The organism is Enterococcus crotali (assembly GCF_000633635.1).
Classification (GTDB): domain Bacteria; phylum Bacillota; class Bacilli; order Lactobacillales; family Enterococcaceae; genus Enterococcus_L; species Enterococcus_L crotali.
The window spans coordinates 162,303-187,161 of record NZ_AYPQ01000001.1 but is presented as its reverse complement, the minus strand read 5'-3'; the positions used below and the strand labels follow the sequence as shown (position 1 = coordinate 187,161).

17 protein-coding genes and 3 pseudogenes are annotated in these 24,859 nt (G+C 37.3%); 3 read left to right on the top strand and 17 right to left on the bottom strand.

Features of this window, described 5'->3' with window-relative positions; all coding sequences use genetic code 11:
* Nucleotides 1–39: 39 nt before the first annotated feature.
* The 6 genes and pseudogenes from ygeW to ssnA all read right to left on the bottom strand — a co-directional run bounded on the left by ygeW (nucleotide 40) and on the right by ssnA (nucleotide 9,727).
* Nucleotides 40–1,232: pseudogene (gene ygeW, locus V192_RS18915) on the bottom strand (knotted carbamoyltransferase YgeW).
* A 108-nt stretch (nucleotides 1,233–1,340) separates the two neighbouring features.
* Nucleotides 1,341–2,656: pseudogene (locus V192_RS18910) on the bottom strand (YgeY family selenium metabolism-linked hydrolase).
* 5 nt (nucleotides 2,657–2,661) lie between these two features.
* The gene (dpaL, locus tag V192_RS0100870; RefSeq protein WP_025868522.1) at nucleotides 2,662–3,855 is read right to left on the bottom strand and encodes a diaminopropionate ammonia-lyase; all 1,194 of its coding nucleotides are present in this window, start codon (nucleotides 3,853–3,855) and stop codon (nucleotides 2,662–2,664) included.
* 52 nt (nucleotides 3,856–3,907) lie between these two features.
* Nucleotides 3,908–5,290: a dihydropyrimidinase gene (hydA, locus tag V192_RS0100865; protein ID WP_025868521.1), complete on the bottom strand. Its 1,383-nt coding sequence runs from the start codon at nucleotides 5,288–5,290 to the stop codon at nucleotides 3,908–3,910.
* A 51-nt stretch (nucleotides 5,291–5,341) separates the two neighbouring features.
* Complete coding sequence (gene ygfK / locus V192_RS0100860; protein ID WP_025868520.1) at nucleotides 5,342–8,353, bottom strand: putative selenate reductase subunit YgfK; 3,012 nt, start codon at nucleotides 8,351–8,353, stop codon at nucleotides 5,342–5,344.
* Nucleotides 8,354–8,392: 39 nt separating this feature from the next.
* Nucleotides 8,393–9,727: a putative aminohydrolase SsnA gene (gene ssnA / locus V192_RS0100855; RefSeq protein WP_025868519.1), complete on the bottom strand. Its 1,335-nt coding sequence runs from the start codon at nucleotides 9,725–9,727 to the stop codon at nucleotides 8,393–8,395.
* A gap of 409 nt (nucleotides 9,728–10,136) precedes the next feature.
* On the opposite strand from ssnA, the gene V192_RS0100850 reads away from it, so the two are divergent.
* The 3 genes and pseudogenes from V192_RS0100850 to V192_RS0100840 all read left to right on the top strand — a co-directional run bounded on the left by V192_RS0100850 (nucleotide 10,137) and on the right by V192_RS0100840 (nucleotide 13,038).
* On the top strand, nucleotides 10,137–10,775 hold the full coding sequence (locus V192_RS0100850; RefSeq protein WP_025868518.1) for a helix-turn-helix transcriptional regulator: 639 nt from the start codon (nucleotides 10,137–10,139) through the stop codon (nucleotides 10,773–10,775).
* A 190-nt stretch (nucleotides 10,776–10,965) separates the two neighbouring features.
* A pseudogene (locus tag V192_RS18905) lies at nucleotides 10,966–12,302 on the top strand (MurT ligase domain-containing protein).
* Nucleotides 12,303–12,342: 40 nt separating this feature from the next.
* Nucleotides 12,343–13,038 (top strand): type 1 glutamine amidotransferase, encoded by a 696-nt coding sequence (locus V192_RS0100840; RefSeq protein WP_025868517.1) that lies wholly within the window; start codon nucleotides 12,343–12,345, stop codon nucleotides 13,036–13,038.
* A gap of 51 nt (nucleotides 13,039–13,089) precedes the next feature.
* On the opposite strand, the gene manA is transcribed toward V192_RS0100840, so the two are convergent.
* The 11 genes from manA to V192_RS0100790 all read right to left on the bottom strand — a co-directional run bounded on the left by manA (nucleotide 13,090) and on the right by V192_RS0100790 (nucleotide 24,798).
* Nucleotides 13,090–14,064, bottom strand: a complete 975-nt coding sequence (manA, locus tag V192_RS0100835) for a mannose-6-phosphate isomerase, class I (RefSeq protein WP_025868516.1) — start codon at nucleotides 14,062–14,064, stop codon at nucleotides 13,090–13,092.
* 42 nt (nucleotides 14,065–14,106) lie between these two features.
* Complete coding sequence (locus V192_RS0100830; RefSeq protein ID WP_025868515.1) at nucleotides 14,107–15,144, bottom strand: serine hydrolase domain-containing protein; 1,038 nt, start codon at nucleotides 15,142–15,144, stop codon at nucleotides 14,107–14,109.
* Nucleotides 15,145–15,184: 40 nt separating this feature from the next.
* The gene (locus V192_RS0100825) at nucleotides 15,185–16,018 is read right to left on the bottom strand and encodes a VOC family protein (protein ID WP_025868514.1); all 834 of its coding nucleotides are present in this window, start codon (nucleotides 16,016–16,018) and stop codon (nucleotides 15,185–15,187) included.
* Nucleotides 16,019–16,289: 271 nt separating this feature from the next.
* Nucleotides 16,290–17,525: an ABC transporter permease gene (locus V192_RS0100820; RefSeq protein WP_025868513.1), complete on the bottom strand. Its 1,236-nt coding sequence runs from the start codon at nucleotides 17,523–17,525 to the stop codon at nucleotides 16,290–16,292.
* Nucleotides 17,522–18,232: an ABC transporter ATP-binding protein gene (locus V192_RS0100815; protein WP_025868512.1), complete on the bottom strand. Its 711-nt coding sequence runs from the start codon at nucleotides 18,230–18,232 to the stop codon at nucleotides 17,522–17,524. The genes V192_RS0100820 and V192_RS0100815 overlap by 4 nt, the downstream gene beginning before the upstream one ends.
* 11 nt (nucleotides 18,233–18,243) lie before the next feature.
* A complete protein-coding gene (locus V192_RS0100810; protein WP_025868511.1) occupies nucleotides 18,244–19,410 on the bottom strand; it encodes an efflux RND transporter periplasmic adaptor subunit in 1,167 nt (388 codons plus the stop codon).
* A gap of 245 nt (nucleotides 19,411–19,655) precedes the next feature.
* The gene (locus V192_RS0100805; protein ID WP_239644532.1) at nucleotides 19,656–20,330 is read right to left on the bottom strand and encodes a TetR/AcrR family transcriptional regulator; all 675 of its coding nucleotides are present in this window, start codon (nucleotides 20,328–20,330) and stop codon (nucleotides 19,656–19,658) included.
* Nucleotides 20,331–20,629: 299 nt separating this feature from the next.
* The gene (locus V192_RS21795) at nucleotides 20,630–20,995 is read right to left on the bottom strand and encodes a hypothetical protein (protein WP_239644531.1); all 366 of its coding nucleotides are present in this window, start codon (nucleotides 20,993–20,995) and stop codon (nucleotides 20,630–20,632) included.
* Nucleotides 20,953–21,201: a nucleoside/nucleotide kinase family protein gene (locus V192_RS21790; protein WP_239644530.1), complete on the bottom strand. Its 249-nt coding sequence runs from the start codon at nucleotides 21,199–21,201 to the stop codon at nucleotides 20,953–20,955. The genes V192_RS21795 and V192_RS21790 overlap by 43 nt, the downstream gene beginning before the upstream one ends.
* 108 nt (nucleotides 21,202–21,309) lie before the next feature.
* Nucleotides 21,310–22,758, bottom strand: coding sequence for a glycoside hydrolase family 1 protein (locus tag V192_RS0100795; protein ID WP_025868509.1), 1,449 nt, complete (start codon nucleotides 22,756–22,758; stop codon nucleotides 21,310–21,312).
* Between the two features lie 159 nt (nucleotides 22,759–22,917).
* On the bottom strand, nucleotides 22,918–24,798 hold the full coding sequence (locus tag V192_RS0100790; RefSeq protein ID WP_025868508.1) for a beta-glucoside-specific PTS transporter subunit IIABC: 1,881 nt from the start codon (nucleotides 24,796–24,798) through the stop codon (nucleotides 22,918–22,920).
* Between the last annotated feature and the right edge of the window lie 61 nt (nucleotides 24,799–24,859).

Below are 24,859 nucleotides of genomic sequence, written 5' to 3'. Positions count from 1 at the left end.
GAGAAAGCATCTCACTCCATGCCAGTGATTACGTATTACTTATTTTGTTTCTCTTGGTGTCGCTTTTTTTTCAAGCTCTTTTAAAGTTGCTTGCGGGCTTTTGACTTTGCTCAAGAAAATCATCGCTGCAATGATATAAGGCTTGTAGCTTGCTTCTTTATACAGTTCAACACGATAACGATCAAAGACTGAGGCTTCAACTTCTCCTTCTTCACAACTTACACCTGTAATATCGGCTGGTAAGCAGTGCATATACAACGCTTTGCCCTCTTTTGTTGTTTTCATCAATTCTTCTGTACATTCCCAATCTTTATGGTTGGTATTTTGAGCAAGTAATTCTTTTTCTAATTTATCGATGCCAGCTTGATCCCCTTCACCATATAATTGTGTGCGTTGTTCCATTGCTGCAAATGGTGCCCAGCTCTTAGGATACACAACATCAGCATCTTTAAAGGCTTCAGCCATACTATTTGTTTTTGTAAATGAGCCACCAGCTTCAGCTGCATTTTTCTTTGCAACTTCTTCAACTTCCGGCATGATTTCATAGCTTCTGGATGTGCTAAAACAACATCCATCCCAAGACGTGTCATTAATCCAACGATTCCTTGAGGTACTGACAATGGCTTGCCATAAGATGGTGAATACGCCCACGTCATCGCTACTTTTTTCCCTTTTAAGTTTTCAACACCGCCAAATTCATGGATCAAATGTAGGGCATCTGCCATCGCTTGCGTAGGGTGGTCGATATCACATTGTAAGTTAACTAATGTTGGGCGTTGTTCCAACACACCGTCTTTATGTCCTTCTTGCACAGATTCTGATACTTCGCGCATGTATGTGTTTCCTTTACCGATATACATATCATCACGGATGCCGATAATATCTGCCATGAATGAAATCATGTTCGCTGTTTCACGAACAGTTTCACCATGAGAAATTTGACTTTTTCCTTCATCTAAATCTTGAACTTCTAGCCCTAAAAGATTACAAGCAGAAGCAAAACTAAAACGAGTTCTTGTTGAGTTATCGCGGAATAATGAAATGCCTAAACCGCTATCAAATATTTTAGTTGAAATATTATTTTCACGTAAATAGCGTAATGTATCCGCCACTGTGAAGACCGCTTCTAGTTCATCACGAGTTTTTTCCCATGTTAAGAAGAAGTCATTCTCATACATTTTATCAAATTCTAATTTGTCCAATTTTGCAATATAATCGTTAAAAGTTTCCATGTCATTTCTCCTCTAAGTTAATTGTTATGATACGATACACACTATTCTAATGCCCTTTACTCATTAGAATAGTGGTTCGTTTGTACACTAGGTTTTATAGTTGGCTATTTAATTATTTTCGCAATAGACAGTTGGCAATGCGGCATAAACTGCAGCACAACGGACTAAATCATCTTTCCAAGTTTTTTCATTTGGCGCATGTGCTTGTGCTTCAGCTCCTGGACCAAAGCAATACAAGGAATCCCGTTACGACCCATGATCGATACACCATTTGTTGAGAATGTCCATTTGTCTAACAATGGACGAGCTTTACGCATATCAATCGTTTCTTTTGATCCTTTACGTTCTTCGCCATATAGATTTCTATGGGTTTCCATTAACGCTTTTGTTACACCATGCTCTTCTGGAATCACCCAAGTTGGGAAGTAACATTCGATTGGATAGGTTAACCCTGTATAAGATGGACGATCATAGTCATACATTGAAACAACCACATCTTCTCCATATTTTTTAACTGCAGGTAGATTACGGATTTCATCTAAACAGCTTTCCCATGTCTCACCAGCAGTCATCCGACGGTCTAATGACACTGTACAACCATCTGCTACTGCACAGCGGCTTGGTGAAGAATGGAAGATTTGTGATGCTGTTACTGTTCCTTTACCTAAGAAACGAGCTTCTTTCCATTCAGGGTTATATTTTTCATCAAGCATGCGGACTAAGCCTCTAATCACTGTGCTTTCAGTATCGCCATTATTGTTTAGTGCGCGCACATCTTGTAAAATATCCGCCATTTTATAAATCGCGTTGTCTCCGCGTTCTGGAGCAGATCCGTGACAAGAGACCCCTTTAACTTCAACTTTGATTTCCATGCGACCACGTTGTCCACGGTAAATTCCGCCATCCGTTGGTTCAGTTGAGACAACAAATTCTGGACGAATACCGTCTTCTTTAATAATATATTGCCAGCATAAACCGTCACAATCTTCTTCTTGTACAGTCACTGTTACTAAAGCCGTATATTTTTCATTTAATAACCCAAGATCTTTCATGATTTTTGCACCGTAAACTGCTGAAACGATCCCACCTTCTTGGTCAGATGTACCACGTCCGCCAATTTCTGTATCTGTTTCATAGCCATCATACGGATCAAATTCCCAATTACTCATTTCACCGATACCAACTGTATCCATATGACCATCGAAGGCGATCAATTTTTTACCTGTTCCCATATAGCCTAGTAAATTTCCTTGAGGATCAACTTCGATTTTATCAAAACCTAATTTTGTCATTTCCGCTTTCGCACGATCCATTTTTGCGCCTTCTTCAGCACTTTCTCCTGGAATTTTGACTAAATCACGTAAAAATTTAATCATATCCTCTCTATAACCCTCTGCTGCTTTGTTAATTTCATTGAAATCCATTTACATTACCTCCATAAGATTTTTTTATAGTTATCTGGATCTGTATCGCCTTCTGTTGAGAACATTAGGACGCTTGAGTTTTCATCTAGTGCTAGTGCATCACGTAACTCTTTATAGTCAGCATCCTGCATAGCTGTTGCAACTAATCCCATTGCAACTGCTCCTGATTCGCCTGAAATCACTTGCGGATCACCTTTTAACGGTGCACCCAGCATTCTCATCCCTTTTTCAGATACCCAATCAGGCGCTGAAACAAAGACAGATGTATGATTTTCTAAAATATCGAATGATATCGTGTTTGGTTCACCACAAGCTAGACCGGCCATGATTGTTTGTAAATCACCTTCAACAAACCGAATTTTGCCATCTTTTTCGATTGCTGATTTATATAGGCAATCAGCAGCTTGTGCTTCGACAACCACCATTTTAGGAGGATTATCAGGATAAAGATTAGCAAAATACCCGACAACTGCGCCTGCTAAACTCCCAACTCCTGCTTGTACAAAAACATGCGTTGGGCGTTTGTTCCCTGCTTCTTCTAATTGTTTAGAAGCTTCTAAAGCCATCGTTCCATACCCTTGCATGATCCATGTTGGAATTTTTTCGTAGCCATCCCAGGCGGTATCTTGTACCATGACACCGTTTTCAGTTTCTTCAGCCATTTTGTTCGCCATACGTACACATTCGTCGTAATTGACTTCTTCAATGGTCACTTTAGCGCCTTCTTTTTCAATGTTTTCTTTGCGCGTTTGTGTTGAACCTTTTGGCATCAAGACCACTGCTTTTTGCCCTAATTTATTTGCTGCCCAAGCTACACCGCGTCCATGATTCCCATCAGTCGCTGTGAAAAACGTTGCTTGTCCAAACTCATTCCGAAGTTTATCGGACGTTAAAACATCATATGTCAAATCTGCGACATCTTTGCCCAGTTTTTCTGCAATATAGTTGGCCATAGCGAACGAGCCACCAAGCACTTTAAATGCATTTAAACCAAAGCGATAGGATTCATCTTTGACAAAGAAATCCTTTAGACCTAAATACTCAGCCATATTTTTTAAATCAGCTAATGGCGTCTGATTGTATTGAGGGAAACTACGATGAAAAGCTAAGGCTTTTTCGATTGCTCCCTTTGACATCAGTGATAAATACTGATCATCTGTTTTAGGCATTTCATTTGCCGTCCATTTTATTTTTTCCAAAAAATTTTCCCCTCCGTCTATTTATTAAATCAACACAAGTTGATTGATTCCCTTAATTATCTTTTATACTCTTGCGGAAAATAAACGCTCCTTGTTTTTCTACAATAACTCGACCATTTTCAGCTACTTTTTTCCCTCTTAGATAAACTGATTTTGCTCTTCCTTTTGTCTGCATCCCGTCATATGGTGTGTAGTCAACATTCTGTAATTGCGTTTCGGCTGAAATAACACCTGTTGTATTTGGGTCCCAGACTACGATGTCCGCATCGCTACCTACTTGAATAATGCCCTTTTGGGGATACATTGAAAATTGTTTAGCAATATCTTCTGAAAGTAGTCCGATCATACGCTCTAAACTAATTTTGCCAGTTGTTACCCCATAGGTATAAACAAGCTCTGGTCGAGTCTCAACCCCCGGCATGCCATTTGGTATTTTGCTGAAATCATTTTTTCCGATTGTTTTTTGTCCCTCAAAATTGAAACTGCAATGGTCTGTTGAAATTGTATTGACTTGACCATTGATCACGCCCTCCCATAAAGCTTGTTGATCATCAATACTACGTAAAGGTGGAGAGCAGACATATTTTGCTCCTTCAAAACCAGGTCCATCGTATAAATGATCATCCAAAACTAAATATTGGGGACAGGTTTCCACATAAGCTTTTTGATTACGAGCTCTTGCTCGTTTGACCGCATCTAATGACCTTTTTGTGCTTAAATGAACAATGTTAACTGGTAAATCAGCCAAGTCTGCAATCATTAAGTAGCGTTCTACTGCTTCTGCTTCAACTGAATCTGGTCTAGTCAACGGATGATAATGCGGCGAACGTTTCCCTTCAGCTACAAATTGTGTGATCATTTCATTGACCATATCCCCATTTTCACAATGAATTCCCAGCATTCCATGGTATTTGCGGATTTCTCTCATCGCTTCAAATATTTCCCCGTCTTTGGTTCTCAAATTGTCATAGGCCATGTACATTTTAAATGAGGTGATCCCCGCATCGATCATTTCTTTTATTTCTGCCTTAATACTAGGATTCCATTCTATGATCGACATATGATACATGTAATCACAAGAGCTATTTCCCTCAGCTAAGTGATCCCAAGCCTTTAGGCAGTCTTTTAATGAACTGCCCTTACTTGGCGTTGCCATATCGATCACGGTCGTTGTTCCTTTAGCCACCGCTGCTTTACTGCCCGTATCAAAATTATCCGCTGTTCCCATTGACCCTTTTCCATTATTCAGCTCTAAATGAGTGTGAGCATCAATAAATCCTGGTAGTAAGAATAAACCTGAAACATCCTCTACTATAGAATTTTCTGCTTTTAGATTTGTTCCCATTTCGACAATTTTCTCGCCATCGATTCTTACGTCTACTTGACGACGATCCTTTGCGGATACTACTGTTCCGCCTTTTAAAAGAATAGACATTTTTTAACCTCCATCATTTAGAAGTTGGTTTTGCGCAACTTATGTCTTTTATTACATTTGCATACAGTATTCATAGTCTTCGATCATCGTATCCATCAAATCGATGATGTCATGCGGAATGTCTAATCCTTGGGCATCTAAACGAATGGTTGATGTATTGCCCCATAAACGAATAAGACACGTCTTTTCTCTTGGATCAATCACATAGAAACCTGAATTGGTGCTATTTTCAAAATCAGCTTCTGTGTTGAATAAAGTGAATTTATCTTTATAAGGTGCACTTGAATAAGGACAGAACGTTTCACAGTTGCCACATTCATTACACATACGATCCACATGGACGATTTGTGGTTGAGGTTGTCCCTTAACATTCACGACGATATTTGCTCGATTTGGACAAACATCCATACACGATTCGCAAACCGTCGAGCATTCTAAACAATTACTTGCTTGTCCACAAAGCGCTTCGTTTATTTCTAGTACCCCTCGTTTATTACGAACAGATGCTATATCTTCATTAAGGTTGGTTTGTTCATAATGATCATTATGGATTTGACAAATATTGCCAGCCGCTTTTGTTGCATCTGCAATGGCTTCAACAATTGTTGCAGGTCCAAGGTTTGCGTCACCAATCACATAGACATCTTTTAGGTTTGTTTCCAGTGTTTCTTGGTTTGACACAACTTTTCCATATTGATCAGTTGTGATCCCAATAGATCGATAGAAATCTGTATCAACTTTTTCACCGACAGCAGCAATCACGGTATCTGCTGAAACTTCTGTAAATTCGCCAGTTGCTACTGGTCTGCGACGCCCAGAACTGTCACGTTCACCTAAGCGCATTTTTTCACAAGTGAGCAGCCCATTGACCAATTTGATTGGTGACAGTAGTTCTAGGAATTCTACGCCATCTTCTAAAGCGAAATACAACTCTTCTTCGTCTGCCGGCATATTCCGTTTGTCTCGACGATAAACGACTGAAACTTTTTTTACGCCCGGTAAAGTGGTTGCTGCCCTAGCACAGTCCATTGCAGTATTCCCACCACCAACAACGACGATTTGTTCACCGTAAGGGTTGATTTTAGGATTTTCTCGATTGGCTTTTAAAAATTCTAACGAATTGATTGTTTCTCCAGCTTCTAATCTTAACTTGCCATGTTTCCATGCACCAATTGCATAAATAACGTTGGTATAGCCTTGTTCACGCAAAGTTTCGATAGCTGGAGCGGCTTGGCCTGTCTTGAATTCAGCTCCCATAAATTTTGCCATCTCTACATCATTTTGAACAGATTTCATTGAAATCCTGAATTCTGGTACGATTTGGCTACAAACACCACCAATCGTATCAGCTTTTTCAAACACAGTAACTGGCATCCCTTCACGAGCAAGCAAGAACCCAGCGGATATTCCTGCTGGTCCACCACCGACAACTGCCGTTTTAGGCGCATTTGCTTTACGAACGGGTTTTTCCAAGGTTGCCATTAATTGATCATATGCATGTTCAGCAGCTTCTAATTTTGCTTCGCGAATTTTGATAGAGCCTTCATAAAATTGACGAGTACATTTTGTCATACAAGGATGTGCACAAATCGTTCCTGTGATAAATGGTAATGGATTTTTATCCACGATCACTTTTAACGCTTCTAAATAGTTCCCTTCGCTCACATAACGAAGATACGCTGGAATATCCTGATTGATTGGACAACCGCCATCACTGCGGCAAGGTGCTGTATAACAGTTAGTTAATGGGACTGTTGTCCGTAATTTAGGACTTTCCGATAATTTGATTGATTTTTTATAGCGAGCTTGTGTTTTCGCTTTTTCCACAATGCTTGTTAGTTTTTCTAGATTTACTTGAACTTGCGTTGGATACGGCGATTCTCCCAATAAATTAGCGACTTGATTCATCCGTTGATAGCCGCCTGGTTTTAACAATGTTGTGGCCATCGTGATCGGCCAAATACCAGCATCAAAAATATCTTTAATATTGAAGATATCTGCTCCTCCAGAATAAGAAATCTGTAGTTTTCCAGCAAAAGCGTCTGATAATTTTTTTGCTAAAGAAATGCTTAGTGGAAACAGTGAACGTCCTGACATATACATTTCATCGCCAGGTAATTCTTCTTCAGCAATCCCGACTGGAAATGTATTGGTGATTTTCACCCCAAAGTTTAAGCCCTTACTATCAGCTAAAGTTTGTAGCCTTTTTAGCATCGGGACAGCATCCTCAAATTGTAAATCTGCTACAAAATGATGATCGTCAAAAACCATATAATCGAAGCCTAATTCATCCATCGTTCGACGAGTATATTCATACCCAAGCATGGTTGGGTTACACTTAATAAATGAATTTAAGCCCTTTTCTTCTAATAAATAAGTGGTGATCCGCTCGATTTCGTCTGCTGGACAACCATGCAACGTAGAAAGCGTGATTGAGCGGCAAACTTTCGGACTGATCGATTCAATATATTCTTTATCGATTTTTTTAAATTGAGGTAAATATTTATAGGCTGCTTCAAGACATTCTTGCCAAATCGGCGTTTTTTCAGCATCCTGCATATCCGTGATATATTTATCTACTTTTGGTGATTGAATCCCAGCTAGGTCATAACCAACGCTCATATTAAAAATAAAACCGTCTGGATCACCTAAATCAAATTCTCTACTCAGTAATTTTAAAACAAACCATCCTTTGACATATTCATCATAAGCTTGAGGAACCCTTAATTCTGTTGACCATTCTACGTTATAGCATTCATCTGCCGCTGTGATACAAGGCTTACTCACTGGTAGGTCTTCTCCATCGATGACTTGAACCGTCTTAACTTCAAAAAAACGTGAACCAGTTAAATAAGAAGCAATAATATTCTGAGATAATTGCGTATGCGGTCCTGCTGCCGGCCCGCAAGGTGTTTCCATTTTTTCGCCAAATAGAGGTAACGTTTTGCTTGGATCAGCTTTGTAGAATTTTCTTACACCGAAGATAGTTGAATCGTTTTTATATTCATTTAAAATCCAGTTCAATAACCCATCAATCGAAATCGGGTGCATGATATCACTCATGTTTGTCACTCCTTTTTTATTTTTCTAGGCTAGCGGTTACTAGCTATTGATTCTTGTCCAAAGAGATTGTGCCTGCGTCTGTGCATCATGCCAAATTTTTTCTTCATCAACACCTTGCACTTCACGATTTCTCATACGAATTTCGCCATTGATGATTGTATCTGTCACTGCTCCGCCATTCATGCCAAATAGAATATGAGAATTGTAATTATCTTTTGTCATAGGTGTTGGTCCTTTATAATCCAAGACGATCACATCGGCTGCTGCATCTACTTCTAAAGCACCTAATTTTTTTTCAAAATAGCGATTGGCCATTTGTGGATTATTATTGAACAACATTTGCGGAATTTCTGCCCAAGCCGCATTTGGATCTGCTAGATGATGTTTGTGAATGATATTGCCAACTTTATACGATTCTGTTACATCGTTGGTATAACCATCTGTCCCGAGTCCCATTAAAATCCCATACTCATTTAGCATGCGCATCGCTGGGGGACATCCCACGGCATTTCCCATATTTGATTCTGGATTTGTTACGACCATTGTATCTGTGTCCCTCAACAGCTCCATTTCGTGAGGATTGATATGGATACAATGTCCTGCCATCGTTTGTTTACCTAAAATACCTAAATCGTACAAGCGATTTACGATAGGTTTGCCATATTTTGCTAGTGAATCATACACATCAGCGATATCTTCTGCGATATGGATGTGATAGCCAACACCTTCTGGGGTATTTGCTGCACAATGTTCTAACGATTTATCCGATAAAGTGAACGCTGCATGCATTCCCATCATCGCCTTTTGCATATCATCTGTTCGCGCAGCACTTGTTTTAATAAAATCAGCATTTTCTTTTACAGCTGCTTTCATTTTCTCTTGGCCATCTCTATCTGAAACTTCATAACATAAACAAGTACGAACCCCTAATTCAGTTGCTGCATTGGACAATTGAGTCAAGCTGCCTTCAATTGCACCGTAACTAGCGTGATGATCGAAGACTGTCGTAACACCATTTTTGATGCTATCTAAGTACGCAATTTTTGCGCTGTGATAAGAGTCTTCTAAATTCAGTGTTCTATCGATACGCCACCATTGTCCTTCCAAAATATCCATAAAATTTTTAGGATGATACCCATTGATAGTTAAGCCTCTGGCAAAAGTACTGTAGATATGATTGTGCATATTGATAAAACCAGGCATGATCACGCCGCCTTTAGCATCGATAAATTCGGCTTCTGGAAATTCTTTTTGTAAATCTGTCGTTGCCCCGACTGCTTTTATCTTCTGTCCTTCAATTGCTACACAGCCATTATCAAAAAATGTTCCTTCCTTATCTCTTGTGATTAGCCGTCCATTTCCTATTAATAACATTATTGCCCTCCTATAGTTTCATTTTAATTACCACCAAAAGAAATCGCTTACAAGTTAGATAGTTCAAACATTCACGAATAAACAAGTAGTTAAGCTGCACATTCTTTATCTTTCTAGAAGTATATAAAAAAGCGCTTGCAATCGTACTCGTGATGAACTATTTCCCTTATCTCGAGTAAATTATACCACTTAACCTAAAAAAAAACAATGCTACCTAAAAATATTTTTAGTGCAACATGCCCATTGTCTTGTATTATGATTTACCGCATGATATCATTACACACGGGATAGTTGTGAATAGTACATTTTTTATCAATCCGCTATTGCTTCTCAAGCATAATTAGAACAAACAAACATAAAAACCCATAATCAAATTTTGATATATTTTCTTATAGAAAGGAGTGACACTATGCTCTCAGATGAAAAACTTAACTTTCTGACACAAGTTGCAAAAGCTCTAGCTGGTCAATTCGGTGATAATTGCGAAATTGTTATTCATAAGATCAATGAAAATAATGTAAACAATACGATCGTCTCTATTGAAAACGGTCATGTTTCTTCTCGTCAACTTGGCGATGGACCTTCGCAAGTAGTTTTGGAAGCATTAAAAAAGGATCCTGCTGATTTGATTGACCACGTTAATTATTTAACTAGAACACATGATGGTCGAATTTTAAAATCGAGCACGGTTTATTTCAAAGATAAATCAGGTAGCTTAGATGGTATTTTTGCAATTAATTATGATATTACAGCGCTGATAGCTGCTGAATCAACACTAAAATCACTTGTTTCCATTGATGAACAAGAAGATGATAAAGAACCTGACTACATTCCTCAAGACATCAATGAACTATTAGATGATTTGATCGAAGAATCAGTTAAACTAGTTGGAAAACCAGTTCCTTTGATGACAAAAGATGATAAAATCAAATGTATTCAATTTTTAAACAGCAAAGGTGCATTTCTTGTGACAAAATCAGGCGATAAAGTTGCTAGTTTTTTCAATATTTCTAAGTATACTTTATATAGTTATATTGATGCGAAGTAACAATATACACTTTATAGACAGCTGTGTTCAGTCAGAACATGGCTGTCTGCTTTTTCTTATTTATATTTTTCAATCGTAATATAGTAAGAAAGAGTAAAAGGAATTAATTTTTTTTTTCAATTGTGGTATTATAGATTGAGTTTATTATTGAGTTCTATAACGATAGTTGATATAAATTGGAGGGCACTTTATGGGAATCCGAAGTCATGTAGCAATAGCTGCTGGAAAAACTTCTCAATGGGTATTACAAACTTTCTTCAAAGGTGGTAGTAGTTACCCTGGAAAATTAGCATTAAAAATCGATCCAAAAATTTTGGATACCTTAGCGAAAGATTATGAAATCGTCGTTGTCACTGGTACCAATGGAAAGACATTGACGACAGCTCTAACGGTAAATATTTTAAGACAAGAATTTGATCACGTATTGACTAACCCTACTGGCGCGAATATGGAGCAAGGGATCGTTTCAACCTTCTTATCTGCTAAAAATAAAGGAACCAAAAAGAAATTTGCAGTTTTAGAAATCGATGAAGCGAGTTTGAGCCGTGTTACAAAATATATTGAACCAAAATTATTTTTATTTACCAATATTTTCCGCGATCAAATGGATCGCTACGGTGAAATTTACACCACATACAAACTGATCGTTGACGGAGCTGCTGCTGCACCTAATGCACCGATTCTTTGCAATGGTGACTCACCGATTTTCAACTCAGTTGAAACGGTCAATCCAAGAAAATATTATGGTTTTAATCACAAACCTGATGAAGAGCAAATGGCTCATTACAATACAGATGGCTTACTTTGCCAGAGTGTCATCATATTTTACATTATAAAATGATCACATATGCTAATCTTGGTAAATACTACTGCCCTAACTGTGGGTTCCATCGTCCTGAACTAGATGTTCAATTAACAGAAATGGTTGCAATGGACAACACCTCTGCTGATTTCGTGATCGATGGTGCGGAATATAGCATCGCCGTTGGCGGTATGTATAATGTATATAACGCTTTGGCTGCGACTTCTGTTGCTGAACATTACGGCGTTTCCCCTGAGAAAATCAGAGCTGGGCTAAGCTACGATGAAAAAGTCTTTGGCCGCCAAGAAACGATCAATATCGAAGGCAAATTATGCACGTTAATCCTAGTCAAAAATCCTGTTGGCTTAAATCAGGTCATTGATATGATGGCTCTTGCTCCTTACTCTTTCTCACTTGTTTCTTTATTAAACGCGAATTATGCGGATGGTATCGACGTTAGTTGGATTTGGGATGGAAATCATGAGGCTTTTGCTCAGATGGATATTCCAGAAGTTATCGCTGGCGGTGACCGTCATCAAGACATGGCTTTGCGTTTGAAAGTGGCAGGAATTTCTGAAGATAAATTAAAAGAAATCCCAAATCTAGATGATGTGATCACAGCAATCAAAGAATTGCCGACAGAGCATGTTTATATTCTAGCTACGTATACAGCTGTTTTACAATTGCGTAAATCATTAGCTGCACAAGGTTATATTAAGAGCTAACCTTTCGAAAAAAGATAAATTAGGAATGAGGTAAAGAACAATGCCTAAAGAATTAGTTGTGTGTCATTTATATGGAAATTTACTGAACACTTATGGTGATAATGGCAATTTACTGATGCTAAAATACCTTGCTGAAAAAATGAATGTGACTTTCCGTTCTGAAATTATTAGTATTTATGAACCATTTGACCCCAATAAATATGATCTAGTGTTTGTTGGCGGAGGTCAAGATTTTGAACAGCTGATTATTTCAGACGATATCCAAACGAAAAAAGAATCCTTAACTGAATATATTGAAAATGACGGTGTCATGCTAGCGATATGTGGTGGATATCAATTGCTAGGTCATTATTATATGGGAGCTAAAGGCGAAAAAATTCATGGGATCGGTGCTTTAGATCACTACACATTAAGTCAAGAGGATAACCGTTATATTGGTGATATCGTGATTCATAATGAAGAATTTAATGAAACCTATTATGGCTTTGAAAATCACAATGGCCGAACATTTTTAGGTAAAGGAGAACGTCCTTTAGGCAAAGTCGTCAAAGGAAAAGGGAATAATAGTGAAGACGGTTCTGAAGGCGTGATCTATAAAAATGTCTTTGGTTCTTATTTCCACGGACCAATTCTTGCTCGTAACGAAAATCTAGCGATTCGATTGATCAAAACAGCTTTAGAGAAAAAATACAATGAACCTTTCAATGTACCTCAACAAATGCAGACAGTTGAATAAACGAAAAAAGTGTTAGGAAAAGTTTCCTAGCACTTTTTTACATTTTAAACGTTATGCATCGATTCCTGGTTCGGAAGCGATAATCGTCAGATCTCCTTCAACACGCCATTTTGCAATATCAGTCGGCAAAATAAAGCTTGTTCCTTTTGTCAATTCATAGCTTTCAGTTTTGACTGTATCTATATCCTCAATAATCAAACGACCAACACCATCAATAACTGTTGCCAATGTATAAGGGGCATTTTTCTTTAAGTTCAATACACCTTTGACTTGCCATTCGTATACATTGAAAAAAGGCGTTTTCAAATACGTAATGATACTTGATTGTCCTTGATTTTGTTGTTGGACCGATAATTGCGCATCTTTCGCTGGAACTGTTGTTACGTCCACTGATTGTTGAATATGCAGTTCTCTTGCATTTCCTTGATCGTCTTTTCTGTCATAATCATATACACGATACGTAGTGTCACTACTTTGCTGTGTTTCCAAAATCATGATTCCTTTACCGATCGCATGGATCGTCCCACTTGGTACATAGAAAAAGTCTCCTTTTTTAACAGGCACTTTCTTAAGTAAGTCATCCCACCGCTCTTCTTTGATCATTGCTTCAAGCTCTTCTCGGCTCTTAGCATTATGTCCGTAAATAATCGTTGAGCCTGGTTCAGCATCAATAATGTACCAACATTCTGTTTTCCCAAGTTCGCCTTCATGAGCCAAACCATACGTATCATCAGGATGTACTTGGACAGATAAATCATCTTCAGCATCTAAAATCTTGGTCAACAAAGGAAAAACATCTCCTTTGGCATTACCAAATAGTTCACGATGATTCGTCCAAAGCTCATCTAGTTTTTGTCCAGAAAATTCACCATTCTCCACTGTACTTACCCCATGAGGATGCGCACTGATTGCCCAATCTTCCCCAATCTTATTACTTGGTAGATCAAAACCGAATACAGTGTGTAAACGATCTCCACCCCAAATTTTTTCTTGGAACACAGGTTTTAAAAATAAAGGTTGCTGCATAGTTTAGAGACTCCCTTCCATTTATACTCGTCAATTATACCACTAAAAAGAAAGCGATTCATCTTTGTTTGTTCTTTTTTCTTTTAAATAAATGTCAATAAGCTCATCTCTTTTTTCGATGTATTCCCCTCTCTTATCTACTGGATGAACGCGATTAGAAAGAAAGACAAATCCTTCCTTCTCCTCAGGATCGATCAATAAAAAAGTCCCAGTATAGCCCGTATGAAATAAAATCGAGCGCCCAGACATGTCCTCTTTCAAATCCCAGCCTAAAGAGCGATGTCCTTTGTGATTAGGTGTTTGATCGTCTAATAATGAGCGAATTGTCTTTTTTTCTAATACTCGAGTTGTCTGAGACATACCTTCATTCAAATACATTGCTGTAAATTTTTTGAGATCAGTCAAATTAGTGAACAGTCCCGCATTTCCAGCATGCTCAGCTAAAACAAACGCTTTTGGATCATGTGTTTGTCCGCGAATCAGGCCTCGATCAGGATGATTTTCAGTTGGCACAGTTTTGGAAACATCTGTAGGTAAAAAAAGACTTTCAGTCATATTTAAAGGCTGTAAAACACGCTCTTTAAAAATTTCAATAACTGCTTTGCCTAATAATTCTTCCAGCATAAACCCAAGTAAAATTGTTCCGGTATCTGTATAGGCAACCTTTTTGCCTAAATTTTTGCCAGAGCAGACCTGATTATAGGCAGCTTTCAATTCTTCTTTTGATAATTTATCTCGATTTTCAATATAACTCTGAATATCGGCTGTATGTGTCAAAAGATGACGAATCGTTATTTTTTCATCTTCAAAAACTGAATAGTAATTTTTGAAGGGAACATCTATGTTGATCATTTTTGCATCTATTAATTGTAAGACCACGGTTGTCGTGCAAACAACTTTAGTTAACGATGCTACATCAAAAAGTAACGAATGCTCCAATGGCTCAACTGTTGGCAATATTTGGGCATTTCCCCAAATATGATCCTCGGATTTTTCGTTTGCCATAAATGAAAAACTAGTGCCAACGAAGACTTCTTGATTCATCAATTCTTTGATTTTTTCCTTTGTTTTTTCATACATAGATTGCCTACCTCGTTACTTTTCAAACTATTTTATTGCTTTAACTTCTAACGAACCACCATTCGATCTCACTAGGATCATAGATCGTTAAAATCGTTAATTTTTTATCCACAAAAAATTCTTGCTGCTGATCTTCTAAATGTCTTTTTAACTTCTTCATTTCCGCTTCATGATTTAAGGTCAAGACAAAAAAATCCAAACCCAATGATTCGACAGAATCGTTTTTTGTACTATCCTTTACTGAATCGTCTAAATGAATCCAAAAATTCCCATCATTCATTGATAGCGTATCAGATAATTTATTTTCAGGAGTCATGCCCAAAATATTTTGATAAAAAGAATGATGCTCTAGTTTATCTATTACGTTCAATTTTATTCGATCAAAGCGTACTCCAGCAGAAAGACTAGAATATAAGACGTTACTTTTCTGGATCAAGGGTTGTATATCAAGTATTTCAGCGCTTTCTTTTAATTGTACTTTTGCGCTTTGATAACTAACCTCTAATTCATTTCCTTCTGGATCTTCTAAAAATACACTTTTTCGTTGCTTTGTTTGTATTGCTCGACTAATTGGATAATTATGTGTCGTAATTCTTCTCAAAAGGCTGCCAAACTCTTCTTCTGTTGGAATCAGCAAAGAAAAGCAGACAGCTTTATCAGAAACATTCATTTGATCATCTTCAGAATCCACTTCTTCTAATATCAATAATCGACTATCTTTTTCTTGAGAGCCAAAGATAGATAAATTATTCTCTTCTAGTTTCAAAACAAATCCCAACACATTTTTATAAAAACTAACCATTTTCTCAACATCTTTTATGCGAAGCGCAACCGTTTTCACGTATACATCTTCTGATAATTGAAACTTTTCCATTCGTCTTCCCCCTCCGAATGTCACCCTACATTTATTCTAAACATCTCTAGTGATTTCAGCAAGTAAATGCTCTTTTCAAAAAAACAACAAATATCAGAAATTTTTGAGAAAATGACATTTTCCCTACCTATACCAATCAAAAAATAATAAGACTTTTTGCAAATTAGATTTGATCGTTACTAAACTTAAACGAATTTATTTAATTAAAATAGATGCGACATAATAATAAAAAAGATGCTGAATAGTTAATTCAAACATCTTTTATTGCTAATTAATTGTAAATTGCTTTGATTGGATCCATTCTTGACGCACTGATTGCTGGGATGATTCCGAATACCACGCCTGTAAGGATCGATACCACTGTTGATATAGCAAAAATCGATGGCGTCATGACTGGAACAATATCTACAAAACTGCCAACTAAGGTGGATAGGAGATACCCTAGTCCAACTCCGATTAATCCTCCTAGCAAAGTAATAAACGATGCTTCCAAAAGAAATTGCAGCAAAATCATCCTTGGTTTCGCACCGATTGCTCTACGGATTCCAATTTCACGTTTTCTTTCTGTAACTGAAACATACATGATATTCATTACACCAATCCCACCAACTAAAAGAGAAATTGCGGTGACTGCCATCAAGAACATTGTCATGCCCCCAATAGCTTCTTCCATTTGCTGCTGGCTCTTTTGCTCTTGGTCATTTTCTTTGAAAATCCCTTTAACATCTGGGTGATTTTCAGTTAAAATAGCAACCGCTTGGGCAATAACCGCTTGCTTATCGGTGCCTTCTTTCAGTTTGAAATTGATTCCGCTGATCGACTTCGAAGAGGCTAATTTATTGTATGAACTTCTTGAAACAAAGCTACTATACACAATATTCCAGTCTAAAGACATGGCTTCAGAATTATCCAATGCTTCATAATTAAACGGCTCTAAAATCCCAATGACTTTGTACATATACCCGTTGATCGAAACAGCTTTTCCAATCAATTCACCAGGATCATCCATCTTTAAACTCATGTCAAACGTATCATGATTTAAAATAATCACATCTTTATTGATATCTCGATCATCAAAATCCCGACCATATTTAATTTTGTTCTGCCCTCGATTAGAGGTAACCATCAAATTGGCTTTAGCACCAAAATAATCCAATTGAGTCGTTAAATTATCACCCATCGTGCCATCACCATATTGAGGATAAATCGATTCTACGCCGTCAATATCTCTAACTTTTTTCATATCAACTCTGGAAAAACTATAATCTGGTTCTTCATACGACATCATCCCAGATGCACTTTCATCTTGCATCGTATAATGCAATTTGACAACACCTGTGTTCATCGCACTCGTTGCAGACATTACTTGCTTTTTCATGCCTTCACCCAGTGTTGAAATTGTCACAACAGAAGCAATCCCGATAATGATCCCGATCATCGTCAAAAAGACTCGCAGTTTGTGTGCTCGTAAGCTCAATAATGTACTTATTAATAGATTTGAGATCATCGAATCACCTCTTCTTCAAGGAAACGGCCATCCTTCATATGAATCACTCGAGTCGCATATTTTTTCATGTCTCCATCATGCGTCACCATCACGATTGTTTTACCTTGCCGGTTCAACTCTGTCAATAGTTCCATGATTTCAATGCCTGTTTCACTATCTAGTGCACCTGTCGGTTCATCTGCCATGATTAAAAGTGGATCATTGACGAGCGAACGAGCAATTGCTACCCGCTGTTGTTGCCCACCAGATAGTTCATTTACTTTTGCTTTTGTTTTTGCGCCTAACCCAACCAACTCTAAATATTTTTCAGCAATTTTACGTTTTTCTTCATTACTTTTCTTTCCTTCATAAACACAAGGCAGTTGCACATTCTGACTGACATTCAGTGAATTAATCAAAAAGAATTGTTGAAAAATAAAACCAAGATATTCATTTCGAAACTCAGATTTTTTATTCTCCGAAAGTTTAGAAACATCTTCCCCTTTAAAAAGATAATTGCCATCAGAAACACGATCTAAAAAACCAATGATATTCATCAAGGTCGTTTTTCCACTCCCTGATTTTCCCATGATCATAATAAATTCGCCTTCATTGATCGTCAAATCCAATGATTTTAATACTTGCAATTTTTCTTTCCCAACAGGAAAATATTTATTGATAGCTTGCATCTGAATGAGAGGTCGCGGGCTTTGTTCTTCTTGCATCATATATGCTCCTCCTATTCTTTAGCTGCTGTTGGGGCTGCTTCTCCTGATTCTGAGTTTTCTTCTCCGATCAAGTCTCCTTCTTTAACTTCCTTTTTAGAGGAAACGATGATTCGATCAGCCGACTCCAAACCTGAATTAACAACTGTATTTTCACCTTTTTCTTCGCCGACTTGAATATCACGGCGAATCACGGAGCCAAAGTCATTGACTAATACATATTTTTTGCCATCTTGATCATGGATTGCCTTTTTAGGAACTTCTATTGGTTTACTATCTCCTAAATTGATCGTTGCCTGCATATGGTAGCCATTCTTGATACCGTCCAAACTATCAAGTGTTAATTTCACATTATAATTAGACATTGATCCATCAGCGTTACTGCTTTCACTTTGATTTTGATTGGCTTGTGCTTCTGGCGGATTGTCATCGATATATGAAATCTTACCCGTTACAGTTGTTCCACTTGAAACGACTGAAAGGTTGGCTTTTTGGTCCACAGCAATTTTCATTAAATCTTTTTCGTTTACTTTCCCTGCAACATACAAACCATCTGATGTTAAACGAAGAACAGGTGCATTCTCATCTTTCACCTCTGGGATCGAAACTCGACCTTTGAACTTTGCTTTGGTTGAAATAAATTGTTTCGATGATAAATCAGCAATCGTTTCATTCGAAAAGAGAATTTCTTCATCTACGCTATCAACTTCCGCTTGATGCTGTTCATCAATTGCAGCACCTGACGTGCTTCGTTCTTCTTCTTTTGTCTTATTAAAGGTATCGATTGCTCGGTTCCATTTTTTATAGATATTTTGTTTTTTTGTCGCTAATTTGCTTAAAGTATTATTCTGTGCTTCGATTTCTTTGGTTATTTCTTTATCTTCATAAGTAAATAATTCTGTCTCTGGTTCGACAACATCCCCATTGTTCACTTTGATTTCAGGTGTGCTTGTCATTTTAGTATCTTTTGAAAAAGATTCTGCTTGTTCAGGTTGTACAACACCATTGATGTATACCTGTTCAATATCAGGAACTTCAAAGTATTCGATTCCCAAGTCTTCTGCTGCAGTCTTCTTTTCAGGTCCTGCCTCTTGATTTCCTCCAAATAAACTTGGAAGAACAAAGATGCCGATCAATACCACTACAACTATACCTACAATGACCATTGTTCTTTTTTTCATAATTCTTCTCCTCATCTCCCTTTTTATCCCATAAAATTATATCTTTTCGAAAACAAAGTTACCTTACTCTATATTTAACCATTATTCATTGCATCATACAACTTACATTTTTGTAATTGTATGAAAATTCTGCTTTTTTAAGCAAAAATATGTGATTTATTTAACAATGCTATTTTAATCTGATCGAACTATAGCTTTTGACTCTACCAAATTTCAATTAGAAAAATTACTTTTTTATCTGCTTATTATTTAGAAACACCTTCTTTCAACCAATTTAATTTGGTTTTAAAATTTTCAACGGTTTGCTCTATCTCATAATCAGGATTTTCTTTAAGTTTATAGTAGCCTTCTATAATTGAAGAATAAACGGTATTCATAAGCATTTGCATCAACATTTTAAATTCCTGTTCATCCTGAATATTCAATTTAGTAAGATCAATTGATGTATAAATTTTATGACCATGACGTTTTTTTTGGCAGCGTTCACCTTTTTGATCGATCGTAGTGAACTGTGGAGAAATTCGGTTAGTTGTTTGATAATCCATCTTCATAAAAAGATTATGATAAAATGATGCGTGCTCTCCAGTCAATGCTTCCAAAATCAATTTCGGAAAATATAGGACCATTCCCTCAAACAGATCGCCATTGGCTTCTTTAATATATTTTTCAATATCCTTTTTACTATCTTGTCTTAAAACATCAAAATAGTAGTAATATAGATCTTCTTTATCTTCGAAGTACTGATAAAAGCTCCCTCTGGGTATCTCAGCAAGGTTCACGATATTGGCAATTGAGGCTTCACCCAAAGTTGCTCTAGAAAATTCAATGGAAGCCGCATTCAATAGGCGTTGTTGCTTCTCTTTAGTTAAATGAAAAAACGTTTTTTTGGCATGTATTCCATCCCTTTCTCGATATGACACAGCGTCATATGACACTGTGTCATTATATCACTTTAAAAGAAAAAGACAATGGGAAAGAAGGTTTTCTTCCAAACATTTTATACAATGAGTTTGAGACAGAAGTCTTAACCACAAAAAACCAAGGAGGTACACTCATCATCGAATCACTACACTCTTTGTGGGTTCTAGCAACTCTAGCCTGTTTCAGGCATAGAAATGAATGAGGTTGAAAAGGTCATGTAGTATAGGGATCGTATCTGCTCCCACCGTTTATTTGGATGCCAACTGACTAAGATGTAGCTCATAGAGTTATGTCCCAGTCACCCTTTCACATGTACTATTTGCTTCACTTCTTTCACCACTTGTTCAAAGGGTTGATTGGCATTGATTATATAGTGGTTGGGGTAAGTGATTACTTTGTTTTTATTCTGTGATTCTTGATCGTATAATGCACCACGTTGTTTTATAAGTGAACTATCCATTTCTCTCTTCTGTAATCTTGATAATACATTTTTTTTAGATACTTCTAAGAAAATTGGAATTATCATATCTCCAAATTGTTGTTCGATTTTTTGGAATCCCTTGATCGTCAAAACATCATAAGCATAATGATTCGTCGTTTTTTGAATCAACTCTGCTATCCCTACACCGTATTGATTTCCATGATACGTGTCATATTCTGCCAAGCATCTGTGCTTAATAAGCGTTGAAACCCTTCTTTCGTTTCAAAATAATAATCTACACCATCTACTTCTTCCTTTCGAATGGGACGAGTTGTATGAGATATCACCTTGTACTCTGCTGGGAAAGCGGCTTCTGCCACTCTCGTTTTTCCTGAACCACTAGGACCGATAATAACAAAGAATGGATGCTTTAGTTTTTTTCTTTCCACTAGTCTTTCCCCCTTATAAATTTATTACACAATAATAAATGAATAGCTTTAATAAAATAAAAGAGTTATAAAACAGAGTAAGTCTGTTTTATAACTCTAGTTTAATTTCTAATTCAACACTTGTCCATTTGTTTCAATCACTTGTTTATACCAATTGAATGATTTTTTCTCATAACGATTCATGGTCCCTTCACCGTTATCATCTAGATCAACATAGATAAAACCATATCGTTTACTCATTTCACCAGTTGAAGCACTCACCAAATCGATACAGCCCCATGGCGTATAGCCCATTAAATCGACGCCATCTTTAATTGCATCTGACATGGCTTCAATATGACGGCGTAAATAATCAATACGGTAATCATCTTCTACATAAAAGTTTTCATCTACTTTATCAATCGCACCTAAGCCATTTTCAACAATGAATAACGGTTTTTGATAACGATCATATAATTCATTCAAAGCAATTCTCAGCCCTTCAGGATCGATCTGCCAGCCCCATTCACTTGCTTCTAAGAATGGATTCCGTACGCCACCTAGTAAGTTTCCAACTACTGTATCTTCTTCTTCAGCCGTTTCATTGACTGCAGAAGACATATAATAACTAAATCCAATGTAATCAACTGCATATTTTTTCATCAACTCTAAATCATCGTCACCGATTTCTAATTCAGACACACCATATTTTTCAAACATGCGTTGTTGATACGCTGGATACTCGCCCCGAACTTGCGCATCTGTACAGTAGAAATTGAATTCTTGATTTTGAGCAAGAGTTGCCATTTGATTGATTGGATTTGCATCGATACTGTATGTTGTTGCGTAAATGATCATACAGCCAATTTGCATATCCGGATTGATTTCATGACCGATTTTAACAGCTTTAGCACTTGCTACAAATTGATTGTGCCATGCTTGGAAAACGTTTTGATAATCGCCCGCTCCAGTCGCTTTGACCATTCCTTGGCTTAGCGCTGGGAAATGAAACGCAGAATTGATTTCGTTGAAGGTCATCCAATATTTCACTTTTTTGCCATAACGCGTTAAAACAACTGTTGCATAGTTTTCAAAGAAATCGATCATTTTACGATTTTTCCAACCACCGTATTCTTTAGCTAAATGTAACGGCATCTCATAGTGAGAAATCGTGATGACAGGTTCGATTCCATGTTTCAAACACTCATCGATCACTTGATCATAAAACTTTAATCCAGCTTCATTTGGCGTTGATTCATCGCCTTTAGGGAAAATTCTAGCCCAAGCAATTGAAAAGCGGTAGCATTTGAAGCCCATTTTTGCGAAAAGAGCAATGTCTTCTTTAAAACGATGATAATGATCGATTCCACGATGGTTTGGATAAATGAATTTATCCTCATCAATTTCCCAATTGAACGTATCGCTACCTAAAATTTGAAACCGTTGTTTCCCTCCTGGCATTGCATCAGCTACAGATAAGCCTTTGCCATCTGAACGGTAAGCTCCTTCTAGTTGATTGGCTGCAGTAGCGCCGCCCCATAAGAATCCATCTGGAAATACTGTTGTTTTAGTTGACATATCTATTCCTCCTTATTCTAAAAGCGTAGATGGCTGGCATTTTCCGGAACTCTTCAACTCCTAAGTGCTAAAGTATTTAGGAGTTGACAAGCTCGAAACAACTCACATTGCCAGCCAACTTAGCTGGGTAACTTTAAAACAATAAAACTCTTCTATCGTTTAGCGTACAAGCGCTAAAAAATCTTCTCCATGTAAAACGTCTGTTTGGTCCATATCCAATACGTCCAAATAGTCTCCGCTGTTTGTTACAACTACAGGAGTGACAATTGGATGTCCCGCTGCTTTGATTTTTTCAATATCAAATTTAACTAACAGATCACCTTGTTTGACTTTATCGCCTTGTTTCACTAAAATCTCGAAGCCGTCACCATCCATCTCAACAGTATCCATTCCAATGTGCATCAACACTTCAGCACCATCTTCTGTTGTAATACCAACGGCATGTCCTGTTGGAAATAATGTTGTGATTTCTCCATTAGCTGGAGCATAAAGTTCACCTACTGTTGGTTCGATTGCAATCCCTTTACCTAAAGCACCTGATGAAAAAACTTGATCTTCTACTTTGTCTAAAGGAACAATAGTTCCAGTAATCGGGCTTTTTAAAACAACTCTATCTTTTTTGTTGCTATTTTGTACACCTGAGTTATCTTCTATAACTGTTTCACTACTTGCTTCTGTTTGATCTTTAAACTTGAGTACAAAAGTCAAAATAAAAGCGACAACAAAAGCAACAATAATTCCAATTACGGCTGCAATAACACCAGCCATACTTTGTGTATCTTTTGGAATAAAACCAGGTAAACTAAACAAAGTGGCTAACCCAAATGAGTAGTTCTTTACTTGACTAAACCCTACAAAAGCTGAGCCTATCGCACCACCGATACATGCAGCAATAAATGGTCTTTTTAATGGCAATGTTACCCCATAAACTGCTGGTTCAGTAATTCCAAATAATGAAGTAATTGTTGAAGATAACGCTAACCCTTTTAATTTAACATTTTTTGTCATAAAGAATACTGCTAACGCAGCTCCACCTTGTGCAAGAACTGCCGGAATCAATAATGGCATCAATGTATCCACACCACCACCAGCTGGTGATAGATTCACCATCATGATCGGGACAAATCCCCAATGCATACCAAACATTACGAATACCTGCCATAATCCACCCATTACTGCACCTGCAAGTAGTGGACTAAAACCATAAATTCCATTATACCCCTTACCAAGGAAATCTCCAATAACAGTTCCGATAGGACCAATGGCAATAAATGTAACTGGTGCCATGATTAGAAATACACCAAGTGGAACAAAAATAATTTGTAAGAATGACGGAACAATTTTCTTGAAGAATCTTTCAACGTAACTTTGAACATAGACAGCTAAAATAATTGGTATCACAGATGATACATAGCCCATTTGACCAATAATCACAGGTAATCCTAAAAAGCTTAATGTTTCCCCACCTAAAGCATTGATGCTTGGATGCACTAATGCCATAGCCAAACAGACTGCTAAAAATTGATTAGTCTTAAACTTCTTAGCTGCAGTGAAAGCTAATAGAATTGGTAAATAAGTAAATATTCCATCTGCAATTGCAAACATTACTATATAAATACCATCAGTTTCTGCTACCCAGTTTAACGCAAGTGCTAATGAAAGAAATCCTTTTAGTACTCCAGCTCCAGCCATCGCACCTAGGAAAGGTGTAAATATAGAAGAAATAATATCGATCAATTGATTAAAAATGTTTCCTTTAGGCCCTTCCTCTTTTTCCGAATCATCATCACCCAAACCACTGTGGGCCATCAATTCTTTGTATACATCACTAACATGGCTGCCGATTACAACTTGATACTGACCGCCGCTTCGGACTACTTGAATCACATCTGGATCTTGATTTAGTTTATCAGTATCCGCTTTTTCCTCATCTTTCAATTTGAAACGTAAGCGAGTTGCACAATGAACTACACTATTAACATTTTCTTCTCCGCCGACTAGCGTTAAGACGCGCTCAGCGATTTCTTGATTTTTACTCATTTTATATGCCTCTTTTCCTCAATTTTTTATATAAAAAAACCTAAACTGAAAAAACAATGAT